This window comes from Streptomyces sp. 8N616 (genome assembly GCF_052246385.1).
Taxonomy (GTDB): Bacteria; Actinomycetota; Actinomycetes; order Streptomycetales; family Streptomycetaceae; genus Streptomyces.
Window position 1 is genome coordinate 153,007 of the sequence record NZ_JBQQBY010000004.1, and the last position, 14,482, is coordinate 167,488.

11 protein-coding genes are annotated in these 14,482 nt (G+C 72.1%); 3 read left to right on the forward strand and 8 right to left on the reverse strand.

The window, feature by feature from the left end:
- Positions 1–58 precede the first annotated feature (58 nt).
- Positions 59–1,423 carry an MFS transporter gene (locus ACTWQC_RS05250; RefSeq protein ID WP_443314334.1) on the reverse strand — a complete coding sequence of 455 codons (1,365 nt, stop codon included), beginning with the start codon at positions 1,421–1,423 and terminating at the stop codon, positions 59–61.
- Positions 1,424–1,546: 123 nt separating this feature from the next.
- Between ACTWQC_RS05250 and ACTWQC_RS05255 the strand changes: the two genes are divergently transcribed.
- The gene (locus tag ACTWQC_RS05255; RefSeq protein WP_443314335.1) at positions 1,547–2,554 is read left to right on the forward strand and encodes a GlxA family transcriptional regulator; all 1,008 of its coding nucleotides are present in this window, start codon (positions 1,547–1,549) and stop codon (positions 2,552–2,554) included.
- A 138-nt stretch (positions 2,555–2,692) separates the two neighbouring features.
- On the opposite strand, the gene ACTWQC_RS05260 is transcribed toward ACTWQC_RS05255, so the two are convergent.
- The 4 genes from ACTWQC_RS05260 to ACTWQC_RS05275 all read right to left on the reverse strand — a co-directional run bounded on the left by ACTWQC_RS05260 (position 2,693) and on the right by ACTWQC_RS05275 (position 7,754).
- Complete coding sequence (locus ACTWQC_RS05260) at positions 2,693–3,760, reverse strand: Zn-dependent alcohol dehydrogenase (protein ID WP_443314336.1); 1,068 nt, start codon at positions 3,758–3,760, stop codon at positions 2,693–2,695.
- A 14-nt stretch (positions 3,761–3,774) separates the two neighbouring features.
- Positions 3,775–5,241, reverse strand: coding sequence for an aldehyde dehydrogenase family protein (locus tag ACTWQC_RS05265; RefSeq protein ID WP_443314337.1), 1,467 nt, complete (start codon positions 5,239–5,241; stop codon positions 3,775–3,777).
- Complete coding sequence (locus tag ACTWQC_RS05270) at positions 5,238–6,548, reverse strand: acyl-CoA dehydrogenase family protein (RefSeq protein WP_443314338.1); 1,311 nt, start codon at positions 6,546–6,548, stop codon at positions 5,238–5,240. Before ACTWQC_RS05270 ends, ACTWQC_RS05265 begins: the two co-directional genes overlap by 4 nt.
- 246 nt (positions 6,549–6,794) lie before the next feature.
- A complete protein-coding gene (locus ACTWQC_RS05275) occupies positions 6,795–7,754 on the reverse strand; it encodes an SDR family oxidoreductase (protein ID WP_443314339.1) in 960 nt (319 codons plus the stop codon).
- A gap of 255 nt (positions 7,755–8,009) precedes the next feature.
- Between ACTWQC_RS05275 and ACTWQC_RS05280 the strand changes: the two genes are divergently transcribed.
- Positions 8,010–8,936, forward strand: a complete 927-nt coding sequence (locus ACTWQC_RS05280; RefSeq protein WP_443314340.1) for a cyclase family protein — start codon at positions 8,010–8,012, stop codon at positions 8,934–8,936.
- Positions 8,937–9,208: 272 nt separating this feature from the next.
- Here ACTWQC_RS05280 and ACTWQC_RS05285 read toward each other — a convergent pair whose 3' ends face one another.
- The 3 genes from ACTWQC_RS05285 to ACTWQC_RS05295 form a co-directional block, all read right to left on the reverse strand.
- The gene (locus tag ACTWQC_RS05285; RefSeq protein ID WP_443314446.1) at positions 9,209–9,901 is read right to left on the reverse strand and encodes an ATP-binding protein; all 693 of its coding nucleotides are present in this window, start codon (positions 9,899–9,901) and stop codon (positions 9,209–9,211) included.
- Between the two features lie 428 nt (positions 9,902–10,329).
- Positions 10,330–11,511 (reverse strand): acyl-CoA dehydrogenase family protein, encoded by a 1,182-nt coding sequence (locus ACTWQC_RS05290; RefSeq protein ID WP_443314341.1) that lies wholly within the window; start codon positions 11,509–11,511, stop codon positions 10,330–10,332.
- Between the two features lie 81 nt (positions 11,512–11,592).
- Positions 11,593–12,756 (reverse strand): acyl-CoA dehydrogenase family protein, encoded by a 1,164-nt coding sequence (locus tag ACTWQC_RS05295; RefSeq protein WP_443314342.1) that lies wholly within the window; start codon positions 12,754–12,756, stop codon positions 11,593–11,595.
- 184 nt (positions 12,757–12,940) lie between these two features.
- Between ACTWQC_RS05295 and ACTWQC_RS05300 the strand changes: the two genes are divergently transcribed.
- On the forward strand, positions 12,941–14,464 hold the full coding sequence (locus tag ACTWQC_RS05300; protein ID WP_443314343.1) for an AMP-binding protein: 1,524 nt from the start codon (positions 12,941–12,943) through the stop codon (positions 14,462–14,464).
- Positions 14,465–14,482 lie beyond the last annotated feature (18 nt).

Sequence of the window (14,482 nt, forward strand, 5' to 3'; positions counted from 1 at the left end):
GGTCGACTGCCCGTCCGGGCACGGTCGACCGCCAAGTCAAGGCGCGATCGACCGCCCGTCAGACCGTTGCCACGCGCGCGTGGTCCGGGCGGCGCCGGATCACCAGCGCCATCAGAGCCGCCGCGGCGCACAGCGCTCCCGAGGTGTACCAGGCCGTGTTGTACGAGCCCGTGACGTCCCGGACCACGCCCGTCAGGAAGGCGACGACGCCCGCTCCGACCTGGTGGGAAGCCAGGACCCAGCCGAAGACGATCGCGCCGTCCTCGCCGAAGTGCTCCCGGCACAGAGCCACCGTGGGCGGCACGGTGGCGACCCAGTCGAGACCGTAGAAGACGATGAAGAACAGCATCGGCGGGTGGACCGAGTCGGCCAGCAGCAGCGGCAGGAACATCAGGGAGACGCCGCGCAGGGCGTAGTAGACGGCGAGCAGCCGCCGTGAGTCGTAGCGGTCGGTGAACCAGCCGGAGGCGACCGTGCCGACGAGGTCGAAGACGCCGATGACGGCGAGGAGGCTCGCGGCCGCGGTGACCGGCATGCCGTGGTCGTGCGCCGCGGGCACGAAGTGGGTGCCGATCAGGCCGTTGGTGGAGGCCCCGCAGATGGCGAAGGTGCCCGCCAGCAGCCAGAAGACCTTGGTGCGGGCCGCCGAGCGCAGCGCGCCGAGGGCGCGCCCCGCGGCTCCGCCCGCCCCCGAGCCCGCCGTCGCGCTCGAAGCCGCGGCCGCACGCTCGGCCTCGTCCTCGTCCTCGTCCCCGGGCCCGGCGCCGTAGCGGGTCGTGCCGGCGTCCCGCGGATGGTCCCGCAGCAGCCACAGCACCATCGGTACGACTGCCAGCGCCGCGAAGGTCACGGCGAGCGTCGCCGTGCGCCAGTCGTAGCGCTCGGCGAGCCAGGCGACGAGCGGCAGGAAGACCAGTTGCCCGGCCGCGCCGCCCGCCGTCAGCACGCCCGTGACCAGGCCGCGCCGGGCCACGAACCAGCGGTTCACGACGGTGGCGACGAAGGCCAGTGCCATGGAGCCGGTGCCAAGGCCGACCAGGACGCCCCAGCACAGCACGAGCTGCCAGCTGGCGTTCATGAAGACGGTCAGCCCGCTGCCCGCCGCGACGAGGAGGAGCGCGGCGGTCACGACCTTGCGCATGCCGAAGCGCTCCATCAGCGCGGCGGCGAAGGGAGCCGTCAGGCCGTAGAGCATCAGGTTGATCGAGACTGCCGCCGAGATCGTGCCGCGCGACCAGCCGAACTCCGCGTGCAGGGGGTCGATCAGCACGCTCGGTGCCGCCCGGAAGGACGCCGCACCGACGAGGGCGGTGAAGGAGACGACGGCGACCCACCAGGCGCGGTGGATACGCGGACCGCGACGGCCTGCGGCCTGGGGGCTGTGGTGGTCTTCACGTGCGGGGAGCTGAGGCGTCTGCGTCACCGGACCAGCATCAGTGGCCCGGCCCCGGTAATCGAGTGGCCCGAAGGACACGGTCCGCTAGGATCGGGCCACCAGGGCCATCAAGGGACCCGGCCAGCCGCTGAGGGAGAGGGGGCCGCCGCCATGCCGCAGGAGGCCACGCGCGCGAAGCGCGGCACGCGCCCGCACCGGGTGGTCGTGCTCGTGCTCACCGGAGTCATCCCGTTCGAACTCGGCATCCCCTACCGGATCTTCGGCAAGGCCACGTCCCCCGCGGGGCACAGCCTCTACGAGGTCGTCACCTGCGCACCTGAGCCCGGCCCGGTCCGTACGGACGCCGACTTCACGATCACCGTCGAACACGGCCCCCAGGCCCTGGCCGAGGCCGACACCGTCGTGATCCCGGCCTCCTACGAGCTGGGCCCTGTCTACGAGGAGGGGAGGCTGACCGAGCCGCTGGCCGCCGCCCTCGCGCGCGTGCGGCCGGGAACCCGCATGGTGTCCATCTGCACCGGCTCCTACGTGCTGGCGGCCGCGGGGCTGCTCGACGGGCGGCCCGCCACCACCCACTGGCGCAGCACCGACCACTTCCAGCAGCTCTTTCCGAAGGTCAAGGTCGACCCGGACGTGCTGTTCGTGGACGACGGGGACGTGCTCACCTCCGCCGGCGTGGCGTCCGGGATCGACCTGTGCCTGCACATCGTGCGGCGCGACCACGGCACGTCCGTCGCAAACGAGGTCGCGCGCCGCAGCGTGGTGCCGCCGTACCGCGACGGCGGCCAGGCCCAGTACATCCAGCGCCCGGTTCCCGAGCCGCGGCGGGCCACCACGGCAGCCGCCCGAGCCTGGGCGCTGAGCCGGCTCGACCGGCCCATCCAACTGCGTGACATGGCCGAGCAGGAGGCGATGAGCGTGCGGACCTTCACCCGGCGGTTCCGGGAGGAGACCGGCGTCAGCCCGGGGCAGTGGCTGCTGCTGCGCCGGGTGGAGCGGGCCCGGCATCTGCTGGAGGAGACGGATCTGCCGGTGGACCGGGTGGCGCGGGACGCGGGCTTCGGCACGGCGCAGTCGCTGCGCCAGCACCTGCAGGCCGCCCTCGGTGTCTCCCCCACCGCGTACCGCCGTACTTTCCGGGCCACCGCCGGGAGTTGAGGCCCTCGGTGGCCCTGTCCGTCCCTTCCCTTAACCAGGGGCTTCACCCCTGGAACCTCGGGTCTGGGGCCTGGGGCATGGCCCCCGGGCCCGCGGCCTGGGGCGGAGGCCCAGTTTCGGGCCCTGGAATTCGGGGCCCTAGAAGGTGAGCACGCCCCGGGCCACGCGCCCGTGGTGCGCGTCGTCCGCGGCCTTGGCGAAGTCCTCCACCGGGTAGGTCTCGGTGACGAGTTCGTCCAGCATCAGCCGCCCCGCGCGATACAGCTCCGCATAGAGGGCGATGTCGCGCTGCGGGCGCGAGGAGCCGTAGCGGCAGCCGAGGATGGACTTGTCGAGATACATCGAGGAGACGAGGAAGGACGCCTCCGCGGTGGCGGGCGGGACGCCGAGCAGCACCGCCTGGCCGTGCCGGTCGAGGAGGTCGACGGCCTGCCGGATGAGCCTGGTGTTGCCCACGCACTCGAAGGCGTGGTCCGCGCCCGTGGGCAGGATCTCCTTCACGGCGGCCGAGGTGTCGGGGACGGCGGAGGCGTCGATGAAGTGCGTCGCGCCGAAGCGGCGGGCCACGGTCCCCTTCGCCGGGTTGGCGTCCACGGCGACGATGGCCAGCGCGCCCGCGATCCGGGCGCCCTGGATCACATTCAGCCCGATGCCGCCGGTGCCGATGACCAGCACCGTGTCGCCGCGGTCGACCTTCGCCCGGTTGAGGGCGGCGCCGACGCCGGTCAGCACGCCGCAGCCGATGAGGGCTGCCGAGGTGAGTGGAATGTCCGGGTGGATCCTGACCGCCTGGATCGCTTTGACGACCGTGCGCTCGGCGAACGCGGAGTTGGAGGCGAAGTTGTAGAGGGGCTGCCCGCCGCGCGAGAAAGGCCGGCCGGGGCGGCCGATGGAGGCCCGGCACATGGTGGGGCGGCCGCGGTCGCACTCGGCGCAGGCGCTGCAGTTGGCGAGGGTGGACAGGGCGACGTGATCGCCGGGCGCCACGTGCCGGACGCCTTGGCCGACCGCCTCGACGACGCCCGCGCCCTCGTGGCCGAGCACGACGGGCACGGGGAAGGGGATCGTGCCGTCGACGACGGAGAGGTCGCTGTGGCACAGGCCCGCCGCCCGTATGCCGACCAGCACCTCGCCGGGGCCGGGGTCGCGAACTTCCAGGTCGTCGACGACCTGCGGCCGACGGCCGTCGAAAATGACACCTCTCACGACTGCTGATCCCTTCAGGATGGCCAGACGACGGACTGGAGCTCGCTGTAGGCGTGCAGGCCGAACGAGCCGCCGTCGCGGCCGACTCCGCTCTCCTTGAATCCGCCGAAGGGCGTCTCGGGATGGCGCTGCACGGTGTTGATGCCGACGTTTCCGCTGCGCAGCCGGGCGGCGAGCGCCCAGGCGCGGCCCGCGTCGGCGCTGAACACGTAGTCGTAGAGGCCGTACGGGGTGCCGTTGGCGATACGGACCGCGGCGTCCTCATCGTCGTACGGGATGGCCACCACGACCGGGCCGAACAGCTCCTCCTGCGCGACGGTCATGCCGGGTGTGACGTCGGTGAGGAGCGTGGGGGCGACGTAGAAGCCGGTCTTCGTCTCCGGGCGCTCGCCGCCGGCGGCGAGACGGGCGCCCTGGTCGCGCGCTCCCGCGATGTACGCCTCGACGCGATCGCGCTGGTCGGCGGAGATCAGCGGGCCGACGATCGTGGAGTTATCCACAGGGTCCCCGACGGTCAGTGCGGATGCGTAGTGTTGGAGACCGGCGACGACCTTCTCGTACAGCGATCGATGGACGAGGACGCGGGTCGGCGCCGTGCAGATCTGACCGCTGTGGAACGACCAGGTAGAACCGACTGCCCCGATCGCCGACTTGATGACCTTCTCGTCGGCGTCCTCCAGCACGATGGCCGCGCCCTTGCCGCCCAGTTCCATAAGGGTGCGCTTCATCGTCTCGCCTGCGGACCGGGCAATCCGCTTTCCCACGGCAGTCGACCCAGTGAAGCTGATCATGTCGACATCCGGGTGCGCGACCAGCGCCTGACCGGCCGCCGCGCCCGAGCCGGTGACGACGTTGAACCCGCCGTCGGGCAGCCCGGCCTCCTGGAGCAGCGGGCCCAGCTCCAGGCAGCCCAGCGGGTCCTGCGGGGCCGGCTTGGCGACGACCGTGTTGCCCATGGCCAGGGCGGGCGCGACTTTGCCCGCGAGATTGACGATCGGGAAGTTGTAGGAGGTGATGCAGCCGACGACACCCACAGGTCGGCGGACTGCCGCGGCGCCGATGAGCCCGCCGGGCGCGAGCGGGCTCGAGGCGACGGGATGCGGTGCGAGCGGGATGGTTGCGGGCTCGAGGGCACCGCGCGTGTAGCGTCGGAAACGGTCGGCGGCGGTAGGGACTTGCATCGTCGAGGCGATGCGCATCGTCGAGCCCGTCTCGGCCTGCAGGAGCGGTACGAGGTCCTTGGCGCGCTCGGTCAGCAGGTCGGCGATGCGGTCGAGCACGGCGGCGCGCTCGCGCGGCTCCGCGCGCGACCACTCCTCGTACGCGGCCCTGGCGGCGGCGACGGCCTCGCCGACCTCCCCGTCGGACGCTTCGGGGGCCTCGCCGACGACCTCCTCGGTCGCCGGGTTGACGACGGGGTAGTGGCCCGTCGCCGGTGTCCGCCAGGAGCCGCCGATCCAGTGCTGGTACGTCGTCGTCATCGGGATTCCTTCGGCAGGCCGAGCACGCGCTCGGCGATGATGTTGCGCTGGATCTCGTCCGAGCCGCCGTAGATGGTGTCGGCGCGGGAGAAGAGGAACTGGCGCTGCAGCGGGTCGAGTTCGTACGGGCGGTCGGCCGACCAGTCCGCAGGGCCGAGCGCGGCCGCCGCGCCGCGCACCTGCATGGCCAGCTCGCCGAGCCGCTGGTGCCAGCCGCCCCACAGCAACTTGGCGACGCTGGGGGCACCGGGATCGGCGGCCACGCGCCCGGCGGCGGGGCGGTCCCCGGCGGCCTTGCGTCCGGCGGGGCGGTCCCCGGCGGCCTTGCGCCCGGCGGGGCGGTCCCCGGCGGCCGGGTCCCCGGCCGCTGTGCCCAGGGTGCGCAGGGCGTTCCAGCGCATGGTGCGGAGCTCGGCCCACTGGCGCACGAGCCGGTCCCGCAGGACCGGGTCCTGCGCGGCGCCGGTCTCCAGCGCCAGCCGCACGACCTGGTCCAGCTCTTCGGCGAAGCCGATCTGCTGGACCAGGGTGGACACGCCGCGCTCCCGCGCGAGGAGGCCCATGGCGACGCGCCAGCCGTTGCCGGGACCACCGACCAGGTGCTCGGCGCGCGCCACCGCGCCGTCGAAGAACACCTCGTTGAACTCGGCGGTGCCGGTCATCTGACGGATCGGCCGGACCTCGATCCGGCCCGGCTGGTCCATCGGCACGAGAAGGAAGGAGAGTCCGTGATGACGTTGTGAGCCGGGCTCCGTCCGGGCGAGGACGAAGCACCAGTCCGCGTGCTGCGCGAGGGAGGTCCAGATCTTCTGGCCGCTGATCCGGTACGTGCCGTCGGCCGGGTCGCGGACCGCCGCCGTCCGGAGCGCGGCGAGGTCGGAGCCCGCGTCTGGCTCGCTGTAGCCCTGGCACCAGAGTTCATCGCCGCGGGCGATGGCGGGCAGGAAACGGTCCCGCTGGGCCGTGTCCCCGTACGCGATCAGCGTGGGCGCGAGCAGGTTCTCGCCGATGTGGCCGACCCGGTCCGGGGCTCCCGCGCGGGCGTACTCCTCGGCCCAGACGACCTGTTGGGTCAGGGTGGCGGCCCGGTTGCCGTAGTCGCCGTGGGTGCGGTCCCAGCCGAGGCCGATCCAGCCGGCGGCGCCGAGCTCGCGCTCCCACGTGCGGCGGGTGGCTACGCGCTCGTGCTCGCTTCCGGGGCCGCCGCGGCTGGTGGCATCGGCGTACGCGCCGACGAGGTGCGCGTCGAGCCACGCGCGCGCCTCGGCGCGGAAGCGCTCGTCCTCGGGCCCGAAGCTGAAGTCCACGCCGCTCTCCCCTCACTCCCCGCGCTCAGCGCAGGGGTTGGTCTCCCATCCGCACGCCCTTGGCAAGCGGGGTAAGGAGGTAAGACCGCAAGACCGCAAGACCGCACCGGAGGTGCGATAGCCAGGTGGCCACGTGCCCTGTGCCTTGTGCCCTGTGCCCCTGTGCCCAGGTGCACACGTGCCCAGGTGCACACGTGGCCACGTGGCCCAGGTGGCCAGGTGGCCAGGTGCGCTCGTCGGCGCAAGTCACGCGTTGGGGCGGTCTTTGCGTGCCGCCGCGGCTGTCATTGCCTCCAGTTGGGCCAGCAGGGGCATGGGGTCCGTCCCCACCGACCCCGGGAGGAAGTCCGCGATCTTCTCCGGGGTCCAGGAGCCCTCCGCGTAGGCGGAGCGCAGTTCTCTCGGCTGGGCCCAGACCGCGATCTTGGGGCCCGCGATCGTGTAGACCTGCCCGGTGATCTTCGCTTCCTTCGCACGTTCGCTGAGCAGGTAGACGACGAGTGCCGCGACGTCATCGGGCTCGCCGATCTCCTGCAGTTCCATCGGCACGTTGGCCGACATCCGCGTCCGGGCCACCGGCGCCACGCAGTTCGCGGTCACGCCGTACTTGTGGAGCCCGAGGGCCGCGCTGCGCACGAGCGAGATGATTCCGCCCTTGGCCGCCGAGTAGTTGGCCTGGGAGACGCTGCCCTGATGGTTGCCGCTGGTGAAGCCGATCAGCGTGCCGCCGCCCTGCCTGCGCATGACCGCGGACGCGGCCCGGAAGACGGTGAAGGTGCCCTTCAGGTGGGTGGCGACCACCGGGTCCCACTCCTCCTCGCTCATGTTGAAGAGCATCCGCTCGCGCAGGATCCCGGCGACGCACACGACGCCGTCGATCCGCCCGTACCGGGACAGCGCGAGGTCGACGACCCGCTGCCCGCCCGCCATCGTCGAGATGTCGTCGGCGACGGCGACCGCATCTCCCACCCGTCGCCCACCGCCACCCTCAGCGGAAGCGCTGTGCGCCCCATGATTTCCCGCCTCGATCTCCTTGACCACGGCCTCGGCGACCTCGCTGGCCGGTTCTGCGCCCTCGATCGAGACGCCGTAGTCGTTGACGACGACCTTCGCGCCCGCTGCTGCGCAGGCCAGCGCGACCGCCCGCCCGATGCCGCGACCGGCGCCCGTGACGGCGACGACCTTGCCTGCCAAGAAGTTCCCCACGCCGCGCCCCTTCCCGGAGTTTCTGACGGCCCGTTAGATTCTCGGTAGAGGCAGCCGCAAGCACAAGCCCCGTACGGGAATCGGCGCTCGACGCTTCGCATGGACCACCCGGCACGGAGTACTCGGCATGGACCACCCGGCATGGGGCAGTCGACATGCGGCACTCGGCATGAGGCGTTTGACACGCGGCACTCGGCATGAGGCCTTTGACACGCGGCACTCGACATTCGGCGTTCGGCAAGGAGGAGTGAGCCCATGGCACTGCCGCCGGAGTTCCAGGACATCGCCAAGCGCGTGAACAACTGGGGGCGATGGGGCGAGGCCGACGAGATCGGCACGCTCAACCTCATCACCGACGACGTGGTCCACGCGGCCGCCGCCACCGTGCGCAGCGGCCGCCGCGTCCCCCTCGCGCTCCCGCTCCAGCAGGACGGCGTGCAGACCGGCATGATCCCCGGCCGGACCAACCCGCTCCACACCATGATCGCCGTCAACCAGCAGATATTCGGCCCCGGTACGGTCGCCACCAGCGACGACACCGTGACCATGGCGCTCCAGGCGGCCACCCACTGGGACGCCCTGACCCATGTCTCGCACTCGGGGCGGATCTACAACGGCCGCCCCGCCAACTCGATCACCGCCCACGGCCGCTCCGCCTTCAGCGGCATCGAGAAGGCCCGCCACATCGCCTCGCGCGGCCTCCTGCTGGACGTCGCCCGCGCCCTCGGCAAGGACCGCCTCGACGGCGACCACGCCGTCACGCCGGAGGACCTGGAAGCCGCCGAGGAACTGGCGGGCACCCGCGTCCATGCCGGCGACATCGTGCTCGTACGAACCGGTCAGATCCAGCAGTACCTGTCGGGCGACAAGCACGGGTACGCGTTCCCGTCCCCCGGCCTCTCGGTCCGCTGCCCCGAGTGGTTCCACGCCCGCGATGTCGCCGCCGTCGCCAACGACACCCTCACCTTCGAGCTCTTCCCGCCGGAGATCGAGAACCTCTGGCTGGCCGTCCACGCCCTCGACCTCGTCGAAATGGGCATGCTGCAGGGCCAGAACTGGAACCTGGAGGAGCTGTCGGAAGTCTGCGCCGAGGAGCGGCAGTATGTGTTCCTGCTGTCGGCGATGCCCGAGCCGTTCGTCGGCGGGACCGGGGCCCCTGTCGCGCCCGTCGCGATCCTCTGAAGGCCCGCCCAGCCCCCCGGGGTTCAGGCCAGTCGGGTGGCGGCGCGCTCATGCGCACCCCGAGCACGGCACAGCGGACCGCCACCCGGCTCCGGCTGCCCAGGCGGGCCTGCGCTCGCTCACAGCGGCCGCACCGGACCCACGACCCGCACTCGCCAAGGAATCATGGCCAGAAGGCCAGGTCGTCCCTCGACGTCCCCTCGCGACGAATCGCTGCCCCAAGGGTGATCAAGTGAACACTGGACGTCAACACCTGGTCTGGACTTTGCCGATTATGCCCTATTTGTGACGGCGCATTGCGATTCGTGCACGCCTGTACCCCACGAGCGCCTCACCGGCTGGACCACCGGCTGCTTCACCGGCTGTTCCGCGGGCTGCTTCACCGGCTGAGCCATGGGCTGGCCCACCGGCTTCCGCTCCGCGCGGTCGACTTCGCACCAGATTCTCTTGCCGCCGCCCTCCGGGTGCCAGCCCCACCGGTCGGCGAGACCGGTGACCAGCTCCAGACCCCGCCCGTTGGTGTCGTCGCCCTCCGCGTGCCGCGGCTTCGGCGCATGGGCGCTGCGGTCGGCGACCTCGACCCGTACGGTCTCGCGTGCGGCCTCGCGGACGATCCCCGTCCCCGCTCCCGTCCCCGCGCGCGCCGCTCCCGAGCCCACCGCTTCCGCACCCGCCGCTCCCGAGCCCGCCGCTTCCGCACCCGCCGCTCCCGAGCCCGCCGTTCCCGCGCGCGCCGCCGCGGCCCCCGCTCCCACGTCGGGGAGCTGCATCCGCAGCACGGCCGGACAGCCGGTGTGCACCACGGCGTTGGTGACCAGCTCCGAGATGAGCAGGATCAGTGTCTCGGCGAGCGGTTCATCGGGCCCTATTCCGGACCCTGCGAGCCTCGAACGAGCCCACCTCCGGGCCCGCCCCACCTCCGCGGGGTCGGGCCGCACCTCCAGCTGAACCTGAAGCACCTGCACCTGCACCGCTCACACCATCCGAACCGGCGGACACATCGCCTCGCGCCTCCACGAGATCACGGTCCGTGACCTCCGCGGAGAACAGCATGGTTGACGTACAGTCACCCCAACAAGCGCTTCAGGCATATTCCGGCGCAATGGAGTATGCGTGCTGCATACTGTGCGGCGCGCGCTGCGGGGAGTCGAAAAAGGGGGCATATCGTGCCCCCACCCGGCGCGAGCGGCATACATTCGCCACCCCGGCCTCGCCACACTGGCCACTCCGGGATAGTTGCGCATCAGAACCACTCGCACCCGAGGCAGCGTACCGGAGCCTGCCGCCGACTCCCCCCTGTGACGAGTCACGTATAGGACACAACCCGATATCGACGCTCAGTGACGCTCCTGGTCGAACTCGGGTGAATCACTCGGACATTTCGCCGATGAGCTCATGCGCCAGGACATCCTTCGCCGGCAAGGCCCTCGGCGAGAACATCCTCCGCCTCGGCAGCCGACTGCCACTGCGCGGCCCGCACCCAGGCCCGCTTGAGATGCAGATGGACATCCGCCTCCCAGGTAAAGCCCATCCCGCCGTGAACCTGAAGGCAGTCGCGGGCGTTGCGCACGGCGGCCTCGTCCGCGAGAAGCTTCGCGGCGGCGGTGTCGTACGCGACCCCGGTCACGGCAGCGGCATATACGGCGCTACGGGCGATTTCCGCACGTACCAGCATCTGGGCGCACAGGTGCTTGACGGCTTGGAAGGCGCCGATGGGCTGCCCGAACTGTTCGCGTTCGCCCGCGTACTGGACGGCCATCTCGACCGTGCGGGAGGCGCTCCCGAGCTGCTGCGCCGCCGTGAGCAGGGCGGCCTCGCGCCGGAGCCGGCCGGCTGCGGGCGCCGCGGCGGCCGCTGCCTCCCGCAGCCCGCACGCGCGGCCACCGGGCGTCCTCGCGCCGCCACCCGCCCGGCGCGCCTCCCGGGTCGCCACGCGGGCGACGCCACGCTCGACGCCACGCACGACGCGGTGCAGCGGTGTGGCGGGGTCGACGGAGCGCATCGGCGCGGCCTCGACGCCGTCCGGCCGCAGCACGTTCACGCCCACGCCCACACCCACGTCAACCACTCCATCTACGCCATCCACGTCATCCACAACGAGTAGGGCGTCCGCCGAGGCCAAGTGCTCGACCGCGACCGGCCCGCCGGCGCTGCCCGAAATGTCGACGGCGGTCACCACCGCCTCACCAGTGGCCGCCCCCTCGACCAGTCCCGCGGCCAAGTGCGTCGCGACGAGCGGCCCCGGCAGCAACGCCCGCCCCGCCTCCTCAAAGACGAGCACGGCCTCGGGCAGCCCCAGCCCCACCCCGACCCCGCCCTCCTCCTCTGCCAACCGCAGCGCGAAGAAGCCCGCTTCACCGAGCTCGCGCCACAGCCCCCGGTCGAGACCCCGGTCGAGACGCCGGTCGAGACGCCGGTCGAATCCCCGGTGGAGACCCCGGTCGAATCCCCGGTCGATGTCGAGGCCCCCGCCATCCACTGCAGCCCGCAGCCGACCGCGCGGGAAGCGCCCCGCCAGCAGTTCCCGGAACCCCTTCCGCACCGCCTCCTGGTCCTCCGTCAGCCGGAAGTCCACCGCACCCTCACCCCGCTCAACACCCCACTCACCCTGCGGACCGCCCTCACCGCCTCACCGCCCTCACCACCCCCGCACCGCTCACCGCCCCTTCGGCAGGCCGAGGATCCGCTCGGCGACGATGTTCTGCTGGATCTGCGACGTGCCCGCCGCGATCGTGTACGAGAGCGACGACAGCCGGTCCGCGACCCATTCCTGCTCCGCGTCCAGCGCGCCCACGGCCCCCAGCACCTCCGCCGCCGCGTCGTACAGCTCCTGCCGCGCCTGCGAGTACCGGAGTTTGAAGACCGAGCCGCCGACGCCCGGCACGCCCCCGTGCGCGCTGTGCTCCGCCTCGCTCACGTTCCACTGCGTCAGCCGCCACAGCGCCGTGAACTCCGCCGCCAGCCGCCCCAGCCGCCGCCGCAGCCCGTCGTCGTCCCACCGGCCGTTCGCCCGCGCCGCCCGCGCCAGCTCGCCCAGCACCCGCCGGCAGGCGACGACCTCGCCCACAAAGGCCGTTCCGCGTTCGAAGGAGAGGGTCACCATCGTGACCCGCCACCCGTCGTTCTCCTCCCCGACCCGGTACGAGACCGGCACCCGCACCTCGTCCAGGAAGACTTCCGCGAACTCCTCCGACCCCGCGAGGGTGCGCAGCGGCCTTACGGTCACCCCGTCCGCGTCCATCGGCATCGCCAGCCATGTGATCCCCCGGTGCCTGGGCGCGTCCTGGTCCGTACGGACCAGCAGTTCACACCAGTCGGCGACCTCAGCATGCGAGGTCCAGATCTTGGACCCGCTGACCACGTACGAGTCCCCGTCCCGTACCGCACGTGTCCGCAGCGCCGCCAGGTCGGAACCGGCGTCCGGCTCGCTGAAGCCCTGGCACCAGACCTCCTCGCCGCGCAGGATCGGCGGCAGCCAGCGCCGCCGTTGCTCGTCCGTCCCCTCCGCGGCGATCGTCGGCCCGGCGTGCAGCAGCCCGACGAAGTTCGCCCCGACGTACGGCGCTCCCGCCCGCTCGGTCTCCTCCAGGAAGATCAGGTGCTGCGTCGGGGTGGCGCCCCGCCCGCCCGCGTCGGCGGGCCAGTGCAGGCCCGCGTACCCGGCGTCGTACAGCGCCCGCTGCCAGCCCAGGTCGTACGCCCTGCGCCCCGGCCAGTCCCCGGGCGAGGGCTTCGGCGGCAGCCCCGGCAGCACCTTCCCCAGCCACGCCCGCAGTTGGCGCCGAAAGGATTCCTCTTCGTCGCTGTACGTGAGATCCATCAGCGCCCGCGGCCCAGATCACGTGCCGGCTCCATCGCCCGCCTCCGGCCTTTCCCTCAGGTTTCTGATGCTTCGTCAGATAGGAGAAAGGCTAGCCCCCGCCCCCTGGACCGACAAGGCGCAGACCGTCTACGCTCCCCGCAACATCTGACGAGCCGTCAGCTGATGCCGATGGGGGGTCCGAATGAACGACACGGCACACGACCTGGCGGGCGCGGCGACCCTCTGGGAGCTGGTGGAGCGACGCGCGGCCCTCGCCCCCGACGCGCCGGCCCTCCTCCAGGCCGCCGCATCCCCGCACGACGACCGGCGGCTCACCTTCGGCGAGCTGCGCGCGGACGCGGAACGGGTGGCCGCAGGGCTCTGCGAGATGGGCGTGCGGCCCGGGACGCCGTTCGCCTGGCAGCTCCCCACCCGCATCGAGACGGTGGTGCTGTCGATGGCGCTCGCCCGCCTGGGCGCCGTACAGAGCCCGGTCATCCCCATCTACCGCGACCGCGAGGTGGGCTTCGCGCTGCGCACGGCCGAGGCGGAGTTCTTCGCGGTGCCCGGCGAGTGGCGCGGCTTCGACTACGCGGAGATGGCGCGCCGCCTCCCGGACCCCCCGCGCCTCGTCATGGCGTACGACTCGCTGCCCGAGGCGGACCCCGCGGTCCTGCCGGACCCGCCCTCCTCCGGCACCGACGTCCGCTGGATCTACTGGACCTCGGGCACGACCTCCGACCCCAAGGGAGTCCTGCACACCGACCGCAGCCTGATCGCGGGCGGCTCCTGCCTGGCCCACGCGCTGCGCCTTACGCCCTCCGACGTCGGCTCGATCGCCTTCCCGTACGCGCACATCGGCGGGCCGGACTATCTCGTGATGCTGCTGCTGTACGGCTTCCCGGCCGTTCTGCTGGAGCAGTTTGCGCTGCCCGGCTCCCTCGATGCGTACCGGCGGCACGGCGTCACCGTCGCGGGCGGCTCGACCGCCTTCTACTCGATGTTCCTGAACGAGCAGCGCAAGGACCCGTCCCGCAGGCTCATCCCCTCGCTGCGGCTGCTGGCGGGCGGCGGCGCGCCGAAGCCACCGGAGCTGTACTACGAGGTGGTGGCGGAGCTGGGCTGCAAGCTGACCCACGGCTACGGGATGACCGAGGCGCCGATGATCACCATGGGTTCGCCCGACGACACGGAGGAGCAGCTCGCCCGTACCGAGGGGCGGCCGCCGGAGGCGATGGAGATCCGGATCGTCGACGGCGAGGTGCGGCTGCGCGGCGAGGCGGTCTGCCAGGGCTACACGGACCCGGCCCAGACGGCCGCCGCCTTCGACGCGGACGGCTTCTTCGTCACCGGCGACCTGGGGCATGTCCGGGACGACGGGCATCTGGTCCTCACTGGGCGGCTGAAGGACGTCATCATCCGCAAGGGCGAGAACATCTCGGCGAAGGAAATCGAGGAACTGCTGTATCAGCACCCGGGGGTGGGGGATGTCGCGGTCATCGGGCTTCCGGACACGGAGCGCGGGGAGCGGGTGTGCGCGGTGGTGGAGCAGCCGAAGGGGGCGGAGCGGCTGACGCTGGAGGCGGTCACGACGTACCTGGGCGACCGGGGTCTGTCGGTCCACAAGCTCCCGGAACAGCTGCAGATCGTGGACGCACTGCCGCGCAACGAGACGCTGCGGAAGGTTCTCAAGTACAAGCTCCGGGAGCGATTCGCCACGGTGTGAGAGAAGCCGCCGGTGCGC

Coding starts and splice junctions, on each gene's coding strand:
- ACTWQC_RS05265 (WP_443314337.1), bottom strand. CDS start 5,241: ATGACGACGACGTACCAGCACTGGATCGGCGGCTCCTGGCGGACACCG.
- ACTWQC_RS05255 (WP_443314335.1), top strand. CDS start 1,547: ATGCCGCAGGAGGCCACGCGCGCGAAGCGCGGCACGCGCCCGCACCGG.
- ACTWQC_RS05300 (WP_443314343.1), top strand. CDS start 12,941: ATGAACGACACGGCACACGACCTGGCGGGCGCGGCGACCCTCTGGGAG.
- ACTWQC_RS05295 (WP_443314342.1), bottom strand. CDS start 12,756: ATGGATCTCACGTACAGCGACGAAGAGGAATCCTTTCGGCGCCAACTG.
- ACTWQC_RS05280 (WP_443314340.1), top strand. CDS start 8,010: ATGGCACTGCCGCCGGAGTTCCAGGACATCGCCAAGCGCGTGAACAAC.